The sequence below is a fragment of the Paenibacillus sp. RUD330 genome (genome assembly GCF_002243345.2).
Classification (GTDB): Bacteria; Bacillota; Bacilli; order Paenibacillales; family Paenibacillaceae; genus Paenibacillus_O.
This window is the reverse complement of record NZ_CP022655.2, coordinates 2,943,416-2,959,716: the sequence shown is the minus strand read 5'-3', so window position 1 is coordinate 2,959,716 and position 16,301 is coordinate 2,943,416. Positions and strand designations below refer to the sequence as shown.

The window sequence follows — 16,301 nt, the reverse complement described above, 5'->3', positions numbered from 1 at the left end:
TCACGCTTCAGCGCTTGTCCGCCTTCCGGGAGACGAGCTGGACGAGATCGAGCAGCAGCAGCGGCAGGCTCGTCGCTTCCGGGTAAGCCAGGTAACGCGGCTCCCAGACGGGGTCGAACTTCTCCTTGTAGCGGCGCAGCCCCTGGAATCCGTACCAGTGCCCACCGTACTGGAAGACGAGCCGGGCGAGCTTCTCCTCGCGGAAGGATTTGCTGCTGCCGCCGACGCTCGCAAGCGGAGCCATGCCGAGATTGAAGCGGTCGAAGCCTGCGGCCTTGCACCATTCCAGCAGACGGATGAACAGCAGGTCCATCACCCCGTTGGGGGCTCCGGGCAGATGCCTCATCAGATCGACCGACATCGTCCTGCCGCCGTCCTCCGACGGGGCGAGCGAGGCGAAGGCGGCCGTCCTGCCGTCCGGGCCGCTGATCAGCGCAATCGGAAAACGCTGCAAATAATCGTCCTTGAACCAGCCGAGCGAGAAGCCCTTCTCGCGGCGGCCGCCAAGCCAGGCGTCGGACACCGTCCGGAGCTCGTCCATGAGCTCGCGGCTGTGCGGAGGCGCGGCCATGCGGAAGCTGAAGCCGTCCCGGTCGAAGCGGTTGCGGACGCTGCGCAGGGCGGCCTGGCTTTTGCCTGCAAGCGTGAAGGCGGCAGGATCGGCGAACGCTTCTTCCCCTAGCTTGAAAAACCGCAAGCCGTTCTCGTGGTAGACGGGGAGATAGTCCGGACTTGCCTGGTAAAAGACCGGCGTCATCGCATACCGGTCGGCGTACGTCTGGAATTCCTGCACGGCCCGGCTCGCAAGCTCCATCGGACCGAGCGGATCTCCGAGAGCGACCAGCCTGCCGCGGATCCGGGCATAGGGAATAAGGGCTGCGCCGTCCGCCGCCCAGAACAGGCTTTTGTCGCCTGTATACAGAATCGGAGTGAGAGGATTGCCCTGCTTGCCTCCGACGAAGGTGCGAAGCTTCTCAAGGTCCCGCTCGTCCGGCGCGGAGCCCGGCGGCCGTCCGGGACGCAGCAGCATGAGGGCGGCGAGGAAGATCCAGGCTCCGGCAAGTCCCAGGGCGGCGCCTGCCGCATGCTCGCCGGATGACAGGAGCAGGCTGCGGTCGAACGAGCGCGGGAGATGATGCAGGAATCCTTTGCCGGAATGGTCGGCGACAAAGCTGTACAGGAACGCCACGACAGCGGATATGCCCAGCATGGCTCCGAGCCGGCCGGCCCCGAGCGGCGCGCTCCGGCGATAGAAGCGCGAACGGGAAATCCACAGCAGCAAGGCGACGAGGAGCAGGAAGACGGCTTCCTCGTAGTCGAACGCCTTGGCGAAGGTGAAGACTGCGCCAGCGACGAGCAGGACGAGGACGGCGATGTAGGCCCGCTTCACCTTGAGAGAAATTCCCCTCGACAGCATGACGAGCACGATTCCGATCATGACGGAAAGATGATGGGAAATGTGCATGACCGGCAAAGTGAGCAGCCCTTCGGTCAGCTCCAGCCTGCCCAGCAAGCCCGGCGTCGCCGCGGACAGCAGCAGCACCGCTCCGGCCGCGAGCACGAGCTTGGATAGAGCCCAGACGCCGATATCTCCGATATAAGCGTTCTGTCCGGGCCAGGACCAGAATCGCTGCCAGGCGTTGAATGCGTTCTGCAGCTTCTCGTTCTCAGGCACGGGATCGCGTCTGCGCCGGGGAATGAGCTCGATTGCGGCCAGGATGAGGCCGATGATCCATGGAATCAGATAATAGAAGATGCGGAACAGCAGAAGGATGGCCAGCGCCCGGTTGGCATGGCCGCCGTACAGCTGCAGTCCCAGCACGGCGATGAGGTCGAAGGCGCCTGCGCCTCCCGGCGCCATGCTCACAAGGCCGGCCACTGCGGCCGCGACATAGATGCCGAGCACCGTATCGGCAGGCAGCTCCGGCAGCATGATGTCCGCCGCGAGCGTGAATACGGCCGCCGCCGACAGCCATTCCAGCAGCGACGCGCCGAGGCTTGCCGTTATGACGCGCCAGGGCAGCTGGCTTTCCCCCCTGTTGAACCAGCGGGCGTACAGCTTGGAGCGCTGCATGGCCAGAAACAGCGGCACGTACAGCGCCATGCCCCAGACGGCCGGGTACAGCCAAGGATGCGCATCGAACAGCTTGGAGGCATGGAGGAGGCCGAAAGCGTCTCCCCAGGCCATGATGGACAAGCCGGCGATCATGACCGGCGACAGGAAGACGACGGCTTTGGCCGCCGTCTGCACCGGCACGCCCTCGCCCCGGTAGAGCAGCGCCCTGAGGCCGGCTCCGGTGAATCCGGCGAAGCCGAGCACGTTGTTGGACGTATTGGCGATCCATCCGAAGCGGAAGGTCGTCCACCGGCCGATCTCGAGCCGGAAATGGCGGCGGACGACAAAGTCGTAGCCGCTCATGGCAGCCGCGGCCGCAAGGCCTGCCGCCAGCAGCAGCAGCATGTCCCGATCCGGCAGACGCCGCAGCTCGCGGAGCATCGTGCCGGCGGACATGTCATGGAACAGATGCCTGCCTTCGAAGAAGACGAGTCCGATGACGAATACGGGCAGCAGCAGCCGCAGCGCCTTGATCCGATAGATCGGCTCAAGCGCCTTGAGAGCCTTCATCCATGGACGGGATTCGGCCTTGCCGCTTTCCTGTTCTTCCTCGCAGGCTTTATTTTCGTCGGTCGGGTTGGATGGATGGGATGGATTCATTTGCGATTGTCCGCCTTTCCCTGAATATACCGGATGACTTCCTGTCCTTCGTATGTTAACACACCCTTCCCGCCATTTCTTCCGTCCGTCGCCGCTTCGGGGGCAAATGCGCTGGAAATCCGGGACAAGGTTAAGTATGATAAGGTCATGAACGACGAGGGGGAAGCAGCAAGTGAAGTGGGAAATCATCCATGCCGAGATGACGGTCGCCGAAGACGGCGGTTATGTCGGACAAGTTCAATTCAAGATCGAAGGACATAAGAAGGCCTACGAAATCGCGCTGCAGAGCAACAAGAGAGGCAAGGACTGGGCATACGGCTTGTTCTTCAAGGACGAGGCAGGGCCGGAAACGGAGATCGAGGCGGTGGAGGAGGAGCTCGAGGACAACGACGAGTTCTACGACGCCTTGATCGCCGCCGCCAAGGACGCGCTCAAGCAAGACTGAACGGAAGCAACTGAAAACCCGCATGCGAGGGAGAATCCGCATGCGGGTTTTTGCGCTCTGTTCCTTATCCTTTCCGATTTTTTGCATCGCCGGGAAGGAGGGCGGGAGGAGAGCCGATGAAAAGAGATAATGGCGCTGTTCCAAAATGGGAAATTATGCGAGAATCAGTGAACAACGAATTGCTGGAGGCCGTTCTCCCTCCGCCCGGAACTAGCCCAGCTCCTTGCTCATCCTGACATGCGGAATTCCTGCATCGAGGAAGATATCGGGCGACACCGGCTTGTACCCGAGCTTGGCGTAGAACGGCTCCGCCTGGCATTGGGCGTCAAGCACGGCGCGGCCGTACCCGGCCTCCCGAGCGGCTTGCTCCATCGCCTGCACGATGGCGGAGCCGGCGCCGCGGCCGCGCATGGAGGCCAGGACTGCGATCCGCTGCAGCTTGGCGCTGTTGCCCTCGAACGACTTGACCCGGCCCGTTCCGACCGGCGCGGCGTCGTCGCTCAGGAGAACGTGGATGCACGATTCCGGAGACTCGTCGTAACGGTCGAGCTCTTCTTCGATGGAAACTCCCTGCTCCCGGACGAACACTTCCCTGCGGATGTGGAGGCATTGCTCCAGCTGTTCTTTACTTTGGACTATGGTTGCAGACAACATTCGTCATCATCCCTTCCGCTGATCGCTTCCGGTGTATTGTAGCAAATCGGCGCCGGCAACCGCAATCATGAGGGCGACAACAAGGAGGGCTCCAACATGGATAGATTTCGAACGATCGCCATCAGCGACATTCACGGCTGCAGCCGGGAGCTTGGAGAGCTTCTGCAGAAAACCGGTTATCGCCCTGGCGAGGACAGGCTGATCCTGCTCGGCGATTATGTGGACCGAGGACCGGACAGCTGCGGCGCCATCAACGCCGTCATGGCTCTGCTGCGGGAAGGCGGAGGCCGGGCGACCGCGCTGAGAGGCAATCATGACCAGCGCTTCCTGCAATGCCTGCGCCATCCCGAGCCCGAGCTGCTCGACAAGTTTCTCGGTCAAGGGGGGCACGAAACGCTGCGGAGCTACGCTCGCGCAGCCGGCATGGAATACCGCGGGGCTGCAGACGCCTCCGACATGCTCCGGCTTATCCGCACCGAATTCAAGGAGCATGTCGAGCTGCTGGACAGCCTGGAGCTGCATGCGGAGGATGAAGCCTACATTTATGTCCATGCGGGAATCGATCCGGCTGCCGGGGCGAGCTGGAAGGACCAGCCCAGAGAGCTGTTCATGTGGATAAGGGAGCCGTTCCACCACGCTCCGGTGACGGCGGGCAAAACCGTCGTCTTCGGCCATACGCGGACGATCAAATTCCAGAAGGGGCCGTCGGTCTGGTTCGGCGGAGACAAGATCGGAATCGACGGCGGCTGCGCGGCGGGAGGCCGTCTCAACGCCCTGCTGATCGACGCCGCCGGCGGCGTAAGCGAGGATGCCGTCATCGCTGGAGAATTCCCGTCAGGCTGCTGAGGCATGCGGCCGTTCCGCTGGAGACGCTTGCTTCATTTGTATCTTCCCAAGGGTATAGGTAGCTATAGAACGAATTGCTTAGGAGGAGACAGCATGAAACATCTCAAGCCATCCCAGCTGGACTTTCTGAAGAACAGCCTGCTGCAGGAGAAGAAGGAGCTGGAGGCCCACTTCGACCTCAATCGGGAAACCGATCTGGAGGGAGCGCCTCTGGCCGCGTCGGACTCCGACGGAGAGCTGTCCAGCTACGACAATCATCCGGCCGATTCCGGGACCGTGACGTTCGAGAAGGAGCGCGACATGGCGCTCGATGAAAAGCTGGGCAAGAAGCTCGCCCAAGTGAACCGCGCGCTGAGCTTGATGGAGGAAGGCAGGTACGGCCTGGACGCTTCCACCGGAGAGCCGATTCCTTACGAGCGGCTCGAAGCGATCCCCTCGACCCGGCATACGGTCGACAACGTGCCTCATCAGGAGATGGGGGACTACCGTCCCGTCGAAGAAGAGGTCATGACGCTGCCGCCGACGGGAGCGGGCGAGAGCAGGCAAGCCCATGCCGGCCGCTTCGACGACGCGGATGCATGGAAGACGCTGGAGGAATACGGCAACGCCTCCGACACGGTCGCCGCCCAGCCGGAAGGCGCCGAGGCCGCGAATGAAATGGAGAAGCTCCGCTAGGCGAAGCGTTCCTGGCGCTGCCATTGCCATATCTAAGAAATCGGACCGTTCCGCGGTCCGGTTTTTTTTCGGATTGATACCGGGAGGGAGAGACGGAATGGATCCATTATTCGGGCAAATCGCGCTCAAGCTGCTGATCGCCCTGGTCAGCCTCATGATCATGACCAAAGTGCTGGGCAAAAAGGAGATCTCGCAGCTGACCGCATTCGACTTCGTTTCTTCGCTTATGCTGAGCGAGCTGGTCGGCAATACGATCTACGACAAGGAGGTCGGCTACGGCCATCTCGTGTTCGCCTTGGCAGTCTGGACGCTGCTGTCCTACGGCACGGAGAAGCTGCTGAACCGGATTCCATGGCTGGCCAGGCGGGTGACGGGCTCGCCGGATCTGGTCATCCGGGAAGGAATCATCGACCGGGCGGCGATGAAGAGGAACAATCTGGACTTCGGCCAGCTGAGCATGCTGCTGCGCGAGAACGGCGTTTTTTCCGTGCGCGATGTCGCCTACGCGCTGTTCGAGACGAACGGCAGCATCAGCGTCCTGAGCAAGCCGGCCGCAGGCGGCCATCAACAGGAGGAGACGCCGGACAGCCCATCCTTGCCGGAGAGCGTGATCGAGGACGGAGACATCGTCGACAGGGCGCTGGAGCGGCTGGGCAGGGACCGCCGTTGGCTGCTCGGATTGCTCGCGCATATCGGCATCGGCGATGAAAGGGAAATCCTCTATGCGGAATGGTCGGACGCCAGCGGCTTGTTCTATCAGCTTCAATCGCAGCGGCCTCCAGAGCCGGGAGCCAGGAAGCTTCAAAGCACGGATCGGTCGGCTGAAAAAGCCGGAGAAGACCTTGTTTGACAGAAGATTTCGGGGAAGCTTAAGATGGGTAGGAATGAATTGGTTTAGAAGTAAAATAAGGAGGGGGAGCCTTGTTCAAGCTGTTTCGGCTGCTGAAGCCATTCCGGCTCCAGATTGCGGCCGTATTGGCGCTCGTCTTTTGCCAATCGTTGTCCGACCTGTATCTTCCGACGCTGCTGTCGGACATCGTGGACAAGGGCATTTTGAAGGGCGACGTGCCTTACATCTGGAAAATAGGCGGCTTCATGCTGCTCGTGTCCGCCGCAGGGGCGGCCTGCATCATCGCCTCCAGCTACATGTCGTCCCGCGTCGCCTCCGGCTTCGGCCGCAGCGCCCGCTCGAAGCTGTTCGGACATGCGGAGAAGTTCTCGCTGCCCGAGTTCGACCGGATCGGGACGGCTTCGATGATCAACAGGACGACGAACGACGTCAATCAGGTGCAGCAGGTCCTGATCATGATGATGAGAATGATGGTCAGCGCGCCGATGATGTGCATCGGCGGGCTGATCATGGCCTTCTCCAAGGATGCGAAGCTTTCCCTGCTCCTTGTCGCGGTCATTCCGGTCATCGGCCTTACGATCTTCGCCGTCATGCGCAAGGCGATACCGCTGTTCAGGGCGATGCAGGTCAAGCTCGACAGGCTGAACCTCGTCCTGCGCGAAGGCTTGACCGGCATCAGGGTCATCCGCTCCTTCAACCGCGAGGATTACGAGCAGGGAAGATTCGACACGGCCAGCCGCGATCTGGCCGATACGGCGCTGCGCGTCAACCGGATGATGGCGATCCTGATGCCGACGATGATGCTGATCATGAACCTGACGACCGTGCTCATCGTCTGGTTCGGAGCGAAGCGGATCGATGCGGGAGACATGAATATCGGCAGCCTGATTGCGTTCATCCAGTATGCCAGCCAGATCATGTTCTCGCTCGTCATGATGTCCATGATGTTCGCCATGGTGCCGCGCGCAGCGACGTCCGCAGCCCGGATCAACGAGATGCTGGCTATCGTTCCGACGATTACCGACGGGCAAGCCGCGAAGATATCGTCTCCAGCCTCGCCGAGCGCAGGCGCGCTCCGCGGGGAGGTTGAATTCCGCGAAGTCAGCTTCCATTATCCCGGAGCCGAACGGCCTGCGCTGGACCGGGTCAGCTTCACGGCCAGGGCGGGAGAGACGACGGCTGTCATCGGCGGAACCGGCTCCGGCAAGACGACCTTGCTGAACCTCATCATGCGGTTTTACGATGCGGGCGAGGGAGAGGTGCGGGTCGGGGGCAGGGATGTCAAAAGCTTGCCCCAGGGGGAGCTTCGCGCAGGAATCGGCCTCGTGCCGCAAAAGGCGCTGCTGTTCTCCGGCTCGGTCAGCGACAACATCCGCTACGGCAAGGAGGATGCGACGGATGCCGAAGTATCCCGTGCCGCCGAGGTCGCGCAGGCCGCCGGCTTCGTCGAAGCGATGCCGGAAGGCTTCTCGACGGCCATCGCCCAAGGCGGAGCCAACCTGTCGGGAGGGCAGAAGCAGCGGCTCTCGATCGCGAGGGCGCTTGTGCGCCGTCCCGCGCTGTATCTGTTCGACGACAGCTTCTCGGCTCTCGATGCTTCGACGGAAGCCAGGCTTCGCGCTGCCCTGGCGGAAGAGACGGGAGGGGCCGCCGTGCTGGTGGTCGCCCAGCGGGTGAGCTCCGTCATGGCTGCGGACCGCATCCTGGTGCTCGAGGAAGGGCGGCTGGCCGGCGACGGAACCCATGCGGAGCTGATGGAGTCCTGCGGCGTATACCGCGAGATCGTGGAATCCCAGCTCCGGACAGAGGAGGAATCGGCATGAGTCAGGAACGGCGGATGCCGCCGGGGCGCCATCCGGGCGCCATGCCGCGGATGGGCGGAGGGCCGGGCCCCGGTGCGATGATGCCCGGGGAGAAGCCCAAGGAATTCAAGAAAACGATGCTGCGCCTGCTGCGCTTCCTGAAGCCGTACCGGATGCGGCTGCTCCTTGTGCTGTTAAGCGCGATCGCCGCTTCGGTGTTCTCGATCGTCGGTCCCAAGCTGCTCGGGCACGGGACAGACATCATTGTGAAGGGCGTCGTGGCGAGGATGAATGGAGCCGCCGGCGCCGCGTTCGATTATGCCGGCTTGCTGCATGTGCTGGGATGGCTGGCAGGCTTGTATGTCCTCAGCTTCCTGTTCGGGTACGTCCAGCAATATCTGATGGCCGGCGTTACCCAAGGAGCGGTATATCGGCTGAGGAAGGAAGTGGACGACAAGCTGCAGAGGCTTCCTCTGCAGTTCTACGACGCCAAGTCGCACGGCGATATTCTGAGCCGGGTCGTCAACGACGTGGACAACATCAGCGGCACGCTGCAGCAGAGCTTGACGCAGCTCATCACCTCGGCCGTCACGCTGGTCGGCGTCATCGTCATGATGCTGACGATCAGCCCCTTGCTGACGCTGATCGTCTTTGTCACGCTGCCGCTCAGCTTCCTGGTCACCAAGGCGGTTGCCAAGCGGTCGCAAAAGCATTTTGCCGGCCAGCAGCGGTCGATCGGCGAGCTGAACGGCCATGTGGAGGAAATGTTCACCGGACATCGGATCGTCAAAGCCTTCGGCCGGGAGAAGGATTCGCTGGAGCGCTTCGAGGCGATCAACGGCAAGCTGTACCAATCCGCCTGGCGCGCCCAGTTCATCAGCGGCACGCTGATGCCGCTCATGTCCTTCGTCGGCAACCTGGGCTATGTGCTGATCAGCGTCGTCGGCGGTCTGATGGTGACCCGGGGCGGCGTCTCGATCGGGGATATCCAGGCGTTCATCCAATATGCGAGGCAGTTCACGATGCCGATCACGCAGCTGGCGAACATCGCCAATATCATCCAATCGACCGCGGCTTCGGCGGAGAGGGTGTTCGAGCTGCTGGACGAGCAGGAAGAAGAGCCGGACGGCACGATGGAAGCCGGACGCGGCATCCGGGGCGATGTCGCCTTCGAATCCGTGGATTTCGGCTACAAGCCGGAGGTTCCCTTGATGAAGGGGCTGTCGATCGAGGTGAAGAGCGGGCAGACGGCGGCGATCGTAGGTCCGACGGGAGCGGGCAAGACGACTCTCGTGAACCTGCTCCTCCGCTTCTACGAGCTGGACGGCGGCAGGATTACGATCGACGGCCGGGATATCCGCCAGCTCGCCCGAGGGAGCCTGCGCAGCCTGTTCGGCATGGTGCTGCAGGATACGTGGCTGTACAAAGGAACGATCCGGGACAATATCGCCTACGGCCGCAGGGAGGCGACCGACGCCGAAATCGAGGATGCGGCCCGTGCGGCGCATGCGGATTTCTTCATCCGCACGCTTCCGGAAGGCTACGAGACCGTGCTCAACGAGGACGCCAGCAACTTGTCCCAAGGGCAGAAGCAGCTGATTACGATCGCGAGGGCGCTGCTCGCCGACCCGGCCATCCTCATTCTCGACGAGGCGACCAGCAGCGTGGATACGCGCACGGAAGTGCAGATCCGGCATGCGATGAAGGAGCTGATGAAGGGCCGGACGAGTTTCGTCATCGCCCACAGGCTCTCCACGATCCGGGACGCCGATGTCATTCTCGTCATGGACAAAGGCTCCGTAGCGGAGCAAGGCACGCATGAGGAGCTCATCGCCCGGGGAGGCATCTATGCGGAGCTGTACCGGAGCCAATTTTCTGGAAATGAAGCCTCCTAATATGAGAATCGTTAGAGGTTCATGAGAGAACCTTAACCGCCTATGCCCCCTGAAGTCCTGTACACTGGGACGAAGGGTTTGGTATTGGAGGGAATCATCATGTATACAAAGAGATGTTTGTTTTGCGATGCGATCGTGCCGGTGAAGGCCGGCCCGGCGCAGGAAGAGCGCTTCATCGGCTGCGACTGCGCGCCGGGGGCCGAATATTCGCTGGCTGCAGGAACGTACGACCAGCTGGGCATGCTCCCTTATCCGCGGCAGCGCGAGCTGTTCCCGCTGGCGTCGGCATATATACGGGAAATGGCGGATTGCGGCAAGGAGATCCGGCTTGGCCGCGAGCAGGTCGAGACGCTGCCGGCATCTCCGCAGGTGCCTGCGACGGTCGAAGCGAAAGCCGACAGGCTGCTGGCCTTCTTGCGCAGGAACAGCGAGTCGCCGGGCGACCCGGTCGTCATCCACCGCCTGTCGCGCAGCTACAACCTGACCTACTCCCAGAACCTGCAGGAGATGGTCTATGTCATCGAGATGCTGCGCGAGCGGGAGCTCATCGAACGGACGGGCTCGACGTTCAGCCTGACGGAAGGCGGATGGAGCCGCGCGGAGCTGGCCGTGTCCGGCCGCACGGCGAAGACCTGCGCGCTGGTGTTCGCCGACAAGGGCGGAGAGCTGCCGGAGTGGACGGGCCATGTGCTGCCGCTGCTGCAGCAATGCGGCTACATCCCGAGCATCCTGACCCGGGATGAAGAGGACGGGCGCAGCTTGCTGCAGCAGGCTGCGGATGCCGACCTGCTGCTGGCCGACTTGACCGGCAATCCGCCGGAAGCCTATCTCGCGACTGGCAGCGCCGCGGCTTCGGGCGTGCCGGTCATCTGGACGGTGCAGGACGGCGGCGCGGAGCGGCAGCCTCTTCTGGAAGGGCTGTCTCCGATCGTCTGGAGCCGGCCGGAGGAGCTGTCGGCCATTCTGCTTCAGCGTCTGGGCAGCGGCAACCAGCTGCGCAAGACGGGCTGATCGCCTCCGCGGATCAACTCGGGAAATCGACGGAAGGCTTCGCGCTTCGATAATCGGAGCGCGGAGCCTTTTTTGACTTGGATCGTCCCGACTGTTTCAATAAAGCGGGGGATGTGTATTGGAATCCATTCGCATAAGCCGGAGCATCCGGCATCATTCTACTAGCAGGAATCGATAAGGGGGTGTCCATCGTGACGGAAGCGGCAACGTCCCGATGCGGTTCGGCCATCATGCTGACGGACAGGCAGGCCACGCAATTGGCAAGCTGGAAAATCAAAGGCATCTATGCGGAGCAAGGCGGCAAGAGCCTGCTGGAGTGGACGGCCGGAGGCCCGGATCGTCCCGCTTCCATCTATTCCTGCACGAAGAGCGTGCTGTCGGCCTTGATCGGAATCGCGGTCGGACAGGGACTGATCGGCAGCATCGCAGACCCGGTCTTTTCTTATTTGGACATGGAGGAGGAAGGGATCGGCCGAATCATCGCGGACGATCCCCGCAAGCGGGACATTACGATCGAGCATCTCCTCACGATGACGAGCGGCCTCGATTGGCCGGATTTCGACAAGCCGTATTGGGAGATGAAGAAGGCCGCTTCACCGGCCGCCTTCGTCATGGGCAGAGAGCTCGCGCATGAGCCGGGAACGGCATTTACGTACAATACGGGAGGTTCCCAGCTGCTCGCCATCATTCTGACCCGAGCCGCGCAGGAAAGCCTGCCCTCGTACGCCCGCAAGTATCTGTTCCGTCCGGCCGGCATCGGCAGCGCCAGATGGAACCGGCTGGGAGAGGGGCATGAGGCCGGCGCGGGGCTGTCGATGGGCATGAAGGACCTGTCCCGGTTCGGAAGGCTTTATCTTCAGCAGGGAATGTGGAACGGCCAGCAGATCATTCCCCCAAAATGGATTGCGGACTCGCAGAAGCCCCATCATAAAGGACTCCTTCACTACGAGCCGGCGATCTACGGCTGCTACGGATACCACTGGTGGGTGTCTCCCGAGGGCAGGCAGGACGGTCCCGATTACTTTTTCGCCTTAGGCTACGGGGGGCAATACCTGTTCGTCATTCCGTCGCTGGACATGACGGTCGTTGTCCGCAAAAGCCTGGACGGACGAAGCAAGTCGATCTATTCCCGCCGCGTCCTTACGGAACTGGTCCTCCCGGCCGCCGCTGGACATATTTGGTGAGAAAGCGGGCACTCTAAGGATATCCAGGCAGCAGCCCCAATAGGAGGAGTCAGAGATGAACATGAATGGACAGCAGGGAGCTTCCGGCTCGGAGGAGATCAACAGCCTTTCGATGAGCTATGAGCAGTTCCAGGAGCAGGTGCGCATGAAGCGCATCCAGGAGCAGGAGGCCGGCAAGGCTGCCCTGCACCGTGCGGGAGCGGACAGCAGCGGCGAGAAGGTTCGCGGGCTGGTGAACACGATGCAGGAGCTCGTCCACGAGCTGAGCATGATGGAAAATCAGATCCAGGTGCAGGCGGACGCGCAGCTGAGGCAGATCCGCAAGCTGAAGGAACGAGTGGGCGCGGCGGAGCAGGAAGTCCGGAGCAGCATTTCCGGCGGCCAGCAGACGCATTAGACGTCCCATACAGCAACGGAACCGCCTTTCAATCGGAACGGCGCCTGCTGGCATCCGGCCTCTGCCGGTCCCTCCGCAGGCGCTGTTTGGCATGAGGCCCGGACTTTGGCCGCCGGCGCCGGTTTATGATATGCTGGTACCTAACCGAAAGGAGGCAGCGCCCTTGAATTCCGATTTCATTCCCGTTCGCGAGCTGGAGGGAACTCTGCTCTTATCGATCAAAAAGCCGGATTTCGGCATGACCGTCACCACTTCCGAACTCATCTATCATAAGCCCCATGCCAACTATCATCTGAAGCTGGAGGACATGGTGAGCATCGTACCGTTCGCCAATCCCAAGAAGCCCGCGGCTCCGTTGCGCGCCTACCAGGACCAGACCGCCGAATATGCGGTCAGCTTCACGGAGGGACCGTCCTACCGCATCCAAGTCGCCGCGGCGACCATGCACAACCGGAGCGGACGCTTTCCGCTGGGCGCGATGCAGTTCGTGCTGCCGCTCCCGAACCGCATGCTGCAGCTGATCGGAACCTACAGCGGCATGAAGCCGGTCTGAACGTTATCCTCCGGGGATGTGCCCCGGAGGATTTTTTTGCGATTAAAATCGGGTCCGGAAGGTTATATTCAAGCATGTACAAATGAATGAACCGAAAGCGAGGAGAGGCAACATGGACGCACTCTATACTGCAGAGGTAACGGCCCGCGGCGGCCGTCAAGGCAGCGTCAAATCTTCGGATGGCGTGCTGGACTTGCCGCTGGCGATGCCGAAGGGGCTGGGCGGCAGCGGCGCCGCAGCGACCAATCCGGAGCAGCTGTTCGCGGCCGGCTATTCGGCCTGCTTCGAAAGCGCGCTGCAGCTCGCGGCCCGCAAGCAAGGAATCGATGCCGGCGGAGCCGAGGTGACCGGTCATGTGTCGATCTTCAAGGAAGGGGAAAGCTTCGCCCTGGCGGTGAGGCTGGACATCTCCATTCCGGGAGCGGAGCTGGAGCAGACCCGCAAGCTGGCCGAAAAAGCCCATGAGCTATGCCCCTATTCCAAGGCGACGAGAGGCAACATCGAAGTGGAGCTCAATGTGCTGAAGAGCCAATCCGCGCAGGCGTGAAAAGACCTAAGACCTAGACCTCGATCAGACCCCCGCATGCCCGAAGAAAAGGCGCCAATGCCGGCCCGGGCTAGAAGAGTCATCGCACAAAGCATCCTTCCCTCAGGGGAGGATGCTTTTTTTGCCGTTATCCAGGAAAGCGGTCCTAGGAAAAAGAAAATTGAATAAAAATAAATAATAAAGTATATTTATACTTATGAGATTCAGTCAGATTCGGAGGGACTCCATTGAAAGCCTACTATGAAGTGGAAGAGGCGGCGCTCAACAGCTGGCCGGCTCTGCAGACAAGAAGCCTGGGCGGATGGCTCGTCAAAGCCAATCAAGGGTATACGAAGAGATCAAACTCGGTTCAACCGCTGCATCATTTCGGTCCGATGGAACAGGACCTGGACCATAAAATCAGCCGCTGCGAGCAGTTTTACCGGGAGAGCGGCCAGCCTGCCATCTTCAAGATCACGCCGTTCACGGAACCGGATCATCTCGATTCCGTGCTTGCGCGCCGCGGATACCGGATCGCGGATCCATCGACCGTGATGGTGGCGCCGATTCCGGCCGCCGTGCCGGCAGGGTCGGGCGAGCTCGTGCTGGAGGAGCAGCCGAGATCCTATTGGCTGTCCCTGCTGGTGGAGTGGAACGGGCTCAAGGCGAACGATGGGAAAACCTTCGTCTCCATGTTCGATTCCTCGCCTCTGCCTCGCGTCTTCGCCGTCCTGTACGCGCAAGGCCGGCCGGCCGCGCTTGGAGTCGGAGTGCTTGACGGGGATTACCTGGGGCTCTACGACATCGTGACGGCTCCTGACTGCAGGGGACGAGGACATGCGGCGGAGCTGATCCGCGGCTTGTACCGCTGGGCTTCGCAGCGCGGTGTGCGCCAGAGCTATCTTCAGGTCGTTACCGGCAACAAGCCGGCAGAAGCATTGTACGCCAAGCTCGGCTACCGCGAGGCTTATCCGTATTGGTACCGGGTGCAGCCGGAATAGCTGTCAAGTCTTTACTTTGCTCGGGGCGCAGGTGTATAGTAGTCAGGCTGTCTCTGCGACGGGACGGCGTCAACAGACTGACCCGACAGAAGAAAGGAATGCACCCTCTTGACGACTTCCGAAGATACGAAACCCGAACTGATTCCTACGAAAATATGGAAATGCCGCAACGCCGACTGCAAGGCATGGGTCCGCGACGAATTCGCGGCCGAGTCGCAGCTGTGCCCGATGTGCAAAGGTCCGATGCTGCGCAGCATGAGGCATCTGCCTGCCGTACAGAATAAAATCAAGCGCAAGCCGAAGCCGAAGGACGAGTACGGCTTGTAATCCGGCAGCATACATGATTTCGCCCCCGGCTGATGGCATGCCGGGGGCGAGTTTTGTTTCGTGATGCCGGCCGTACAGACATGATCCACGCGATGCGATATGGTACAATAAGACGAGCAAAACAGCCGGAGCCGGGCAGTGCGGTGACGGGGCCGCAGCGCCATGACGCCTCTCTGCGCCTGATCGGACCGCCGGGCCGGGAGGATGCCGGAAGACGCGGTCCAGCGGCGCAGGCTGGAAACTTTTCGCTGCTCCTATTCGTCTCAAACTCTGGAAGCTTTGGCCTTCGCGTCGGCAATTCTCCATGCCAGCCAGGATATTCCCCAGGATAGGGCGAACAAGGCCGCGAGCATATAACCGAGCTCGGAAAATTCCAGTCCGGCGACTGCTTTCATGAACGGGGACCGCCAGTGCAAGTAGCCGTCCAGCATCTGAACGATTTCGACGCCTCCGATGAACAGGGCGCTCGCCACGGACAGGAACGTCACGGTCAGGTTGTAGCGAAGATGCCGCACAGGAGACTGCACCGCCCATCTGTAGGCTCTCGTCATGAAGATTCCGTCCGCTGTATCCAGCATGCTCATGCCCGCCGCGAACAGGATCGGGAGCGACAGGATGCCGAGGACGGGCAGCTCGCCCGCAGCCGCCGTAGCCGATATCGCGAGCAGTCCGATTTCGGTCGCCGTGTCGAAGCCGAGTCCGAACAGGAAGCCGAGCGGATACACATGCCAGCTCTTGCTGACCAAGGCGGTCAGCGGCTTGACGAGCCTGGCGATCCAGCCGCGCGACTCCAGCAGCCGGGAGAGCTCTTCCCGATGCTCGGCTTCCCGGTATATCCGGCTCAGCTTGAAGAGCTGGATGAGGACGGCCAGATTGGCCAGGCCGATGACGAGCAGGAAAGTGCCGGAGACGGTGATGCCGATCCGGCCTCCGATTTCCTGCATGGCCGGCAGGCGCTCCTGCGCCCATTGGAAGGACAGGGCGACGGCGAGCACCAGGAGGAATACGACGCTGGAATGGCCGAGGGAGAAATAGAAGCCGACGCCCAGAGGACTGCGGCGGAGCTCGACGAGCTTGCGCACCGTATTGTCGATCGCGGCGATATGATCCGCGTCGAAGGCATGCCGGAGACCGAGCGTATAAGCCAGAATTCCGAGTCCCCAGAAAGCGGGATGATGGCTCGCGGCCATGAGCAGGCCGGCGAGCCCGGCTGCATGGAGAAGCAGGACGACAGCCGCGTATGCGGCCCAGGAGCGGTCTTTGCGGACGGATGTCGGCGCAGATGAGGATGGAAGCATGGACATGTCAGGTTTCATCCCTTCGAGGCGGGTTTTACAGCGGATGGACGCTGCGCATCGCTAAAAGTTTTAGAAAATGTACCATCCCATTTCGATGCGGTCAATGATGATGTCAGCTTTT

Annotated in this window: 16 protein-coding genes; 13 read left to right on the top strand and 3 right to left on the bottom strand. The window is 61.6% G+C overall.

Annotated elements, in window-relative coordinates; translation table 11 throughout:
• Positions 1–7: 7 nt before the first annotated feature.
• A complete protein-coding gene (gene mprF / locus CIC07_RS13380; protein ID WP_346775642.1) occupies positions 8–2,716 on the bottom strand; it encodes a bifunctional lysylphosphatidylglycerol flippase/synthetase MprF in 2,709 nt (902 codons plus the stop codon).
• 172 nt (positions 2,717–2,888) lie between these two features.
• Between mprF and CIC07_RS13375 the strand changes: the two genes are divergently transcribed.
• Positions 2,889–3,161, top strand: coding sequence for a hypothetical protein (locus CIC07_RS13375; protein WP_083687949.1), 273 nt, complete (start codon positions 2,889–2,891; stop codon positions 3,159–3,161).
• A gap of 210 nt (positions 3,162–3,371) precedes the next feature.
• On the opposite strand, the gene CIC07_RS13370 is transcribed toward CIC07_RS13375, so the two are convergent.
• Entirely contained in the window at positions 3,372–3,815 is a 444-nt protein-coding gene (locus CIC07_RS13370; protein ID WP_076355549.1) for a GNAT family N-acetyltransferase, read from the bottom strand.
• A 96-nt stretch (positions 3,816–3,911) separates the two neighbouring features.
• On the opposite strand from CIC07_RS13370, the gene CIC07_RS13365 reads away from it, so the two are divergent.
• The 12 genes from CIC07_RS13365 (at position 3,912) to CIC07_RS13310 (ending at position 14,882) form a co-directional block, all read left to right on the top strand.
• Positions 3,912–4,661 (top strand): metallophosphoesterase family protein, encoded by a 750-nt coding sequence (locus CIC07_RS13365; RefSeq protein ID WP_076355551.1) that lies wholly within the window; start codon positions 3,912–3,914, stop codon positions 4,659–4,661.
• A 93-nt stretch (positions 4,662–4,754) separates the two neighbouring features.
• Positions 4,755–5,336, top strand: coding sequence for a TraR/DksA C4-type zinc finger protein (locus CIC07_RS13360; protein WP_076355553.1), 582 nt, complete (start codon positions 4,755–4,757; stop codon positions 5,334–5,336).
• A 97-nt stretch (positions 5,337–5,433) separates the two neighbouring features.
• Positions 5,434–6,186 (top strand): DUF421 domain-containing protein, encoded by a 753-nt coding sequence (locus CIC07_RS13355; protein ID WP_076355555.1) that lies wholly within the window; start codon positions 5,434–5,436, stop codon positions 6,184–6,186.
• A gap of 71 nt (positions 6,187–6,257) precedes the next feature.
• A complete protein-coding gene (locus CIC07_RS13350) occupies positions 6,258–8,009 on the top strand; it encodes an ABC transporter ATP-binding protein (protein ID WP_076355557.1) in 1,752 nt (583 codons plus the stop codon).
• Positions 8,006–9,883, top strand: coding sequence for an ABC transporter ATP-binding protein (locus CIC07_RS13345; protein WP_094248046.1), 1,878 nt, complete (start codon positions 8,006–8,008; stop codon positions 9,881–9,883). The genes CIC07_RS13350 and CIC07_RS13345 overlap by 4 nt, the downstream gene beginning before the upstream one ends.
• Positions 9,884–9,982: 99 nt before the next feature.
• A complete protein-coding gene (locus CIC07_RS13340; RefSeq protein ID WP_076355561.1) occupies positions 9,983–10,894 on the top strand; it encodes a helix-turn-helix domain-containing protein in 912 nt (303 codons plus the stop codon).
• Between the two features lie 191 nt (positions 10,895–11,085).
• Positions 11,086–12,078 carry a serine hydrolase domain-containing protein gene (locus tag CIC07_RS13335; protein ID WP_139334415.1) on the top strand — a complete coding sequence of 331 codons (993 nt, stop codon included), beginning with the start codon at positions 11,086–11,088 and terminating at the stop codon, positions 12,076–12,078.
• Positions 12,079–12,133: 55 nt separating this feature from the next.
• Entirely contained in the window at positions 12,134–12,475 is a 342-nt protein-coding gene (locus CIC07_RS13330; RefSeq protein ID WP_076355565.1) for a hypothetical protein, read from the top strand.
• 163 nt (positions 12,476–12,638) lie between these two features.
• On the top strand, positions 12,639–13,028 hold the full coding sequence (locus CIC07_RS13325) for a hypothetical protein (RefSeq protein ID WP_076355567.1): 390 nt from the start codon (positions 12,639–12,641) through the stop codon (positions 13,026–13,028).
• Between the two features lie 112 nt (positions 13,029–13,140).
• Positions 13,141–13,575: an organic hydroperoxide resistance protein gene (locus tag CIC07_RS13320; RefSeq protein WP_076355569.1), complete on the top strand. Its 435-nt coding sequence runs from the start codon at positions 13,141–13,143 to the stop codon at positions 13,573–13,575.
• Positions 13,576–13,802: 227 nt separating this feature from the next.
• A complete protein-coding gene (locus tag CIC07_RS13315) occupies positions 13,803–14,555 on the top strand; it encodes a GNAT family N-acetyltransferase (protein ID WP_076355571.1) in 753 nt (250 codons plus the stop codon).
• Positions 14,556–14,663: 108 nt separating this feature from the next.
• Positions 14,664–14,882: a cold-inducible protein YdjO-related protein gene (locus tag CIC07_RS13310; protein ID WP_021878586.1), complete on the top strand. Its 219-nt coding sequence runs from the start codon at positions 14,664–14,666 to the stop codon at positions 14,880–14,882.
• 263 nt (positions 14,883–15,145) lie between these two features.
• Here CIC07_RS13310 and CIC07_RS13305 read toward each other — a convergent pair whose 3' ends face one another.
• The gene (locus CIC07_RS13305; protein ID WP_076356962.1) at positions 15,146–16,180 is read right to left on the bottom strand and encodes a HoxN/HupN/NixA family nickel/cobalt transporter; all 1,035 of its coding nucleotides are present in this window, start codon (positions 16,178–16,180) and stop codon (positions 15,146–15,148) included.
• Between the last annotated feature and the right edge of the window lie 121 nt (positions 16,181–16,301).

Excerpts from the sequence above, each read along its gene's own strand:
- CIC07_RS13345 (WP_094248046.1), top strand. The coding sequence starts at position 8,006 with ATGAGTCAGGAACGGCGGATGCCGCCGGGGCGCCATCCGGGCGCCATG.
- CIC07_RS13365 (WP_076355551.1), top strand. The coding sequence starts at position 3,912 with ATGGATAGATTTCGAACGATCGCCATCAGCGACATTCACGGCTGCAGC.
- CIC07_RS13330 (WP_076355565.1), top strand. The coding sequence starts at position 12,134 with ATGAACATGAATGGACAGCAGGGAGCTTCCGGCTCGGAGGAGATCAAC.
- CIC07_RS13370 (WP_076355549.1), bottom strand. The coding sequence starts at position 3,815 with ATGTTGTCTGCAACCATAGTCCAAAGTAAAGAACAGCTGGAGCAATGC.
- CIC07_RS13305 (WP_076356962.1), bottom strand. The coding sequence starts at position 16,180 with ATGCTTCCATCCTCATCTGCGCCGACATCCGTCCGCAAAGACCGCTCC.
- CIC07_RS13320 (WP_076355569.1), top strand. The coding sequence starts at position 13,141 with ATGGACGCACTCTATACTGCAGAGGTAACGGCCCGCGGCGGCCGTCAA.
- CIC07_RS13355 (WP_076355555.1), top strand. The coding sequence starts at position 5,434 with ATGGATCCATTATTCGGGCAAATCGCGCTCAAGCTGCTGATCGCCCTG.
- CIC07_RS13360 (WP_076355553.1), top strand. The coding sequence starts at position 4,755 with ATGAAACATCTCAAGCCATCCCAGCTGGACTTTCTGAAGAACAGCCTG.
- CIC07_RS13340 (WP_076355561.1), top strand. The coding sequence starts at position 9,983 with ATGTATACAAAGAGATGTTTGTTTTGCGATGCGATCGTGCCGGTGAAG.
- mprF (WP_346775642.1), bottom strand. The coding sequence starts at position 2,716 with ATGAATCCATCCCATCCATCCAACCCGACCGACGAAAATAAAGCCTGC.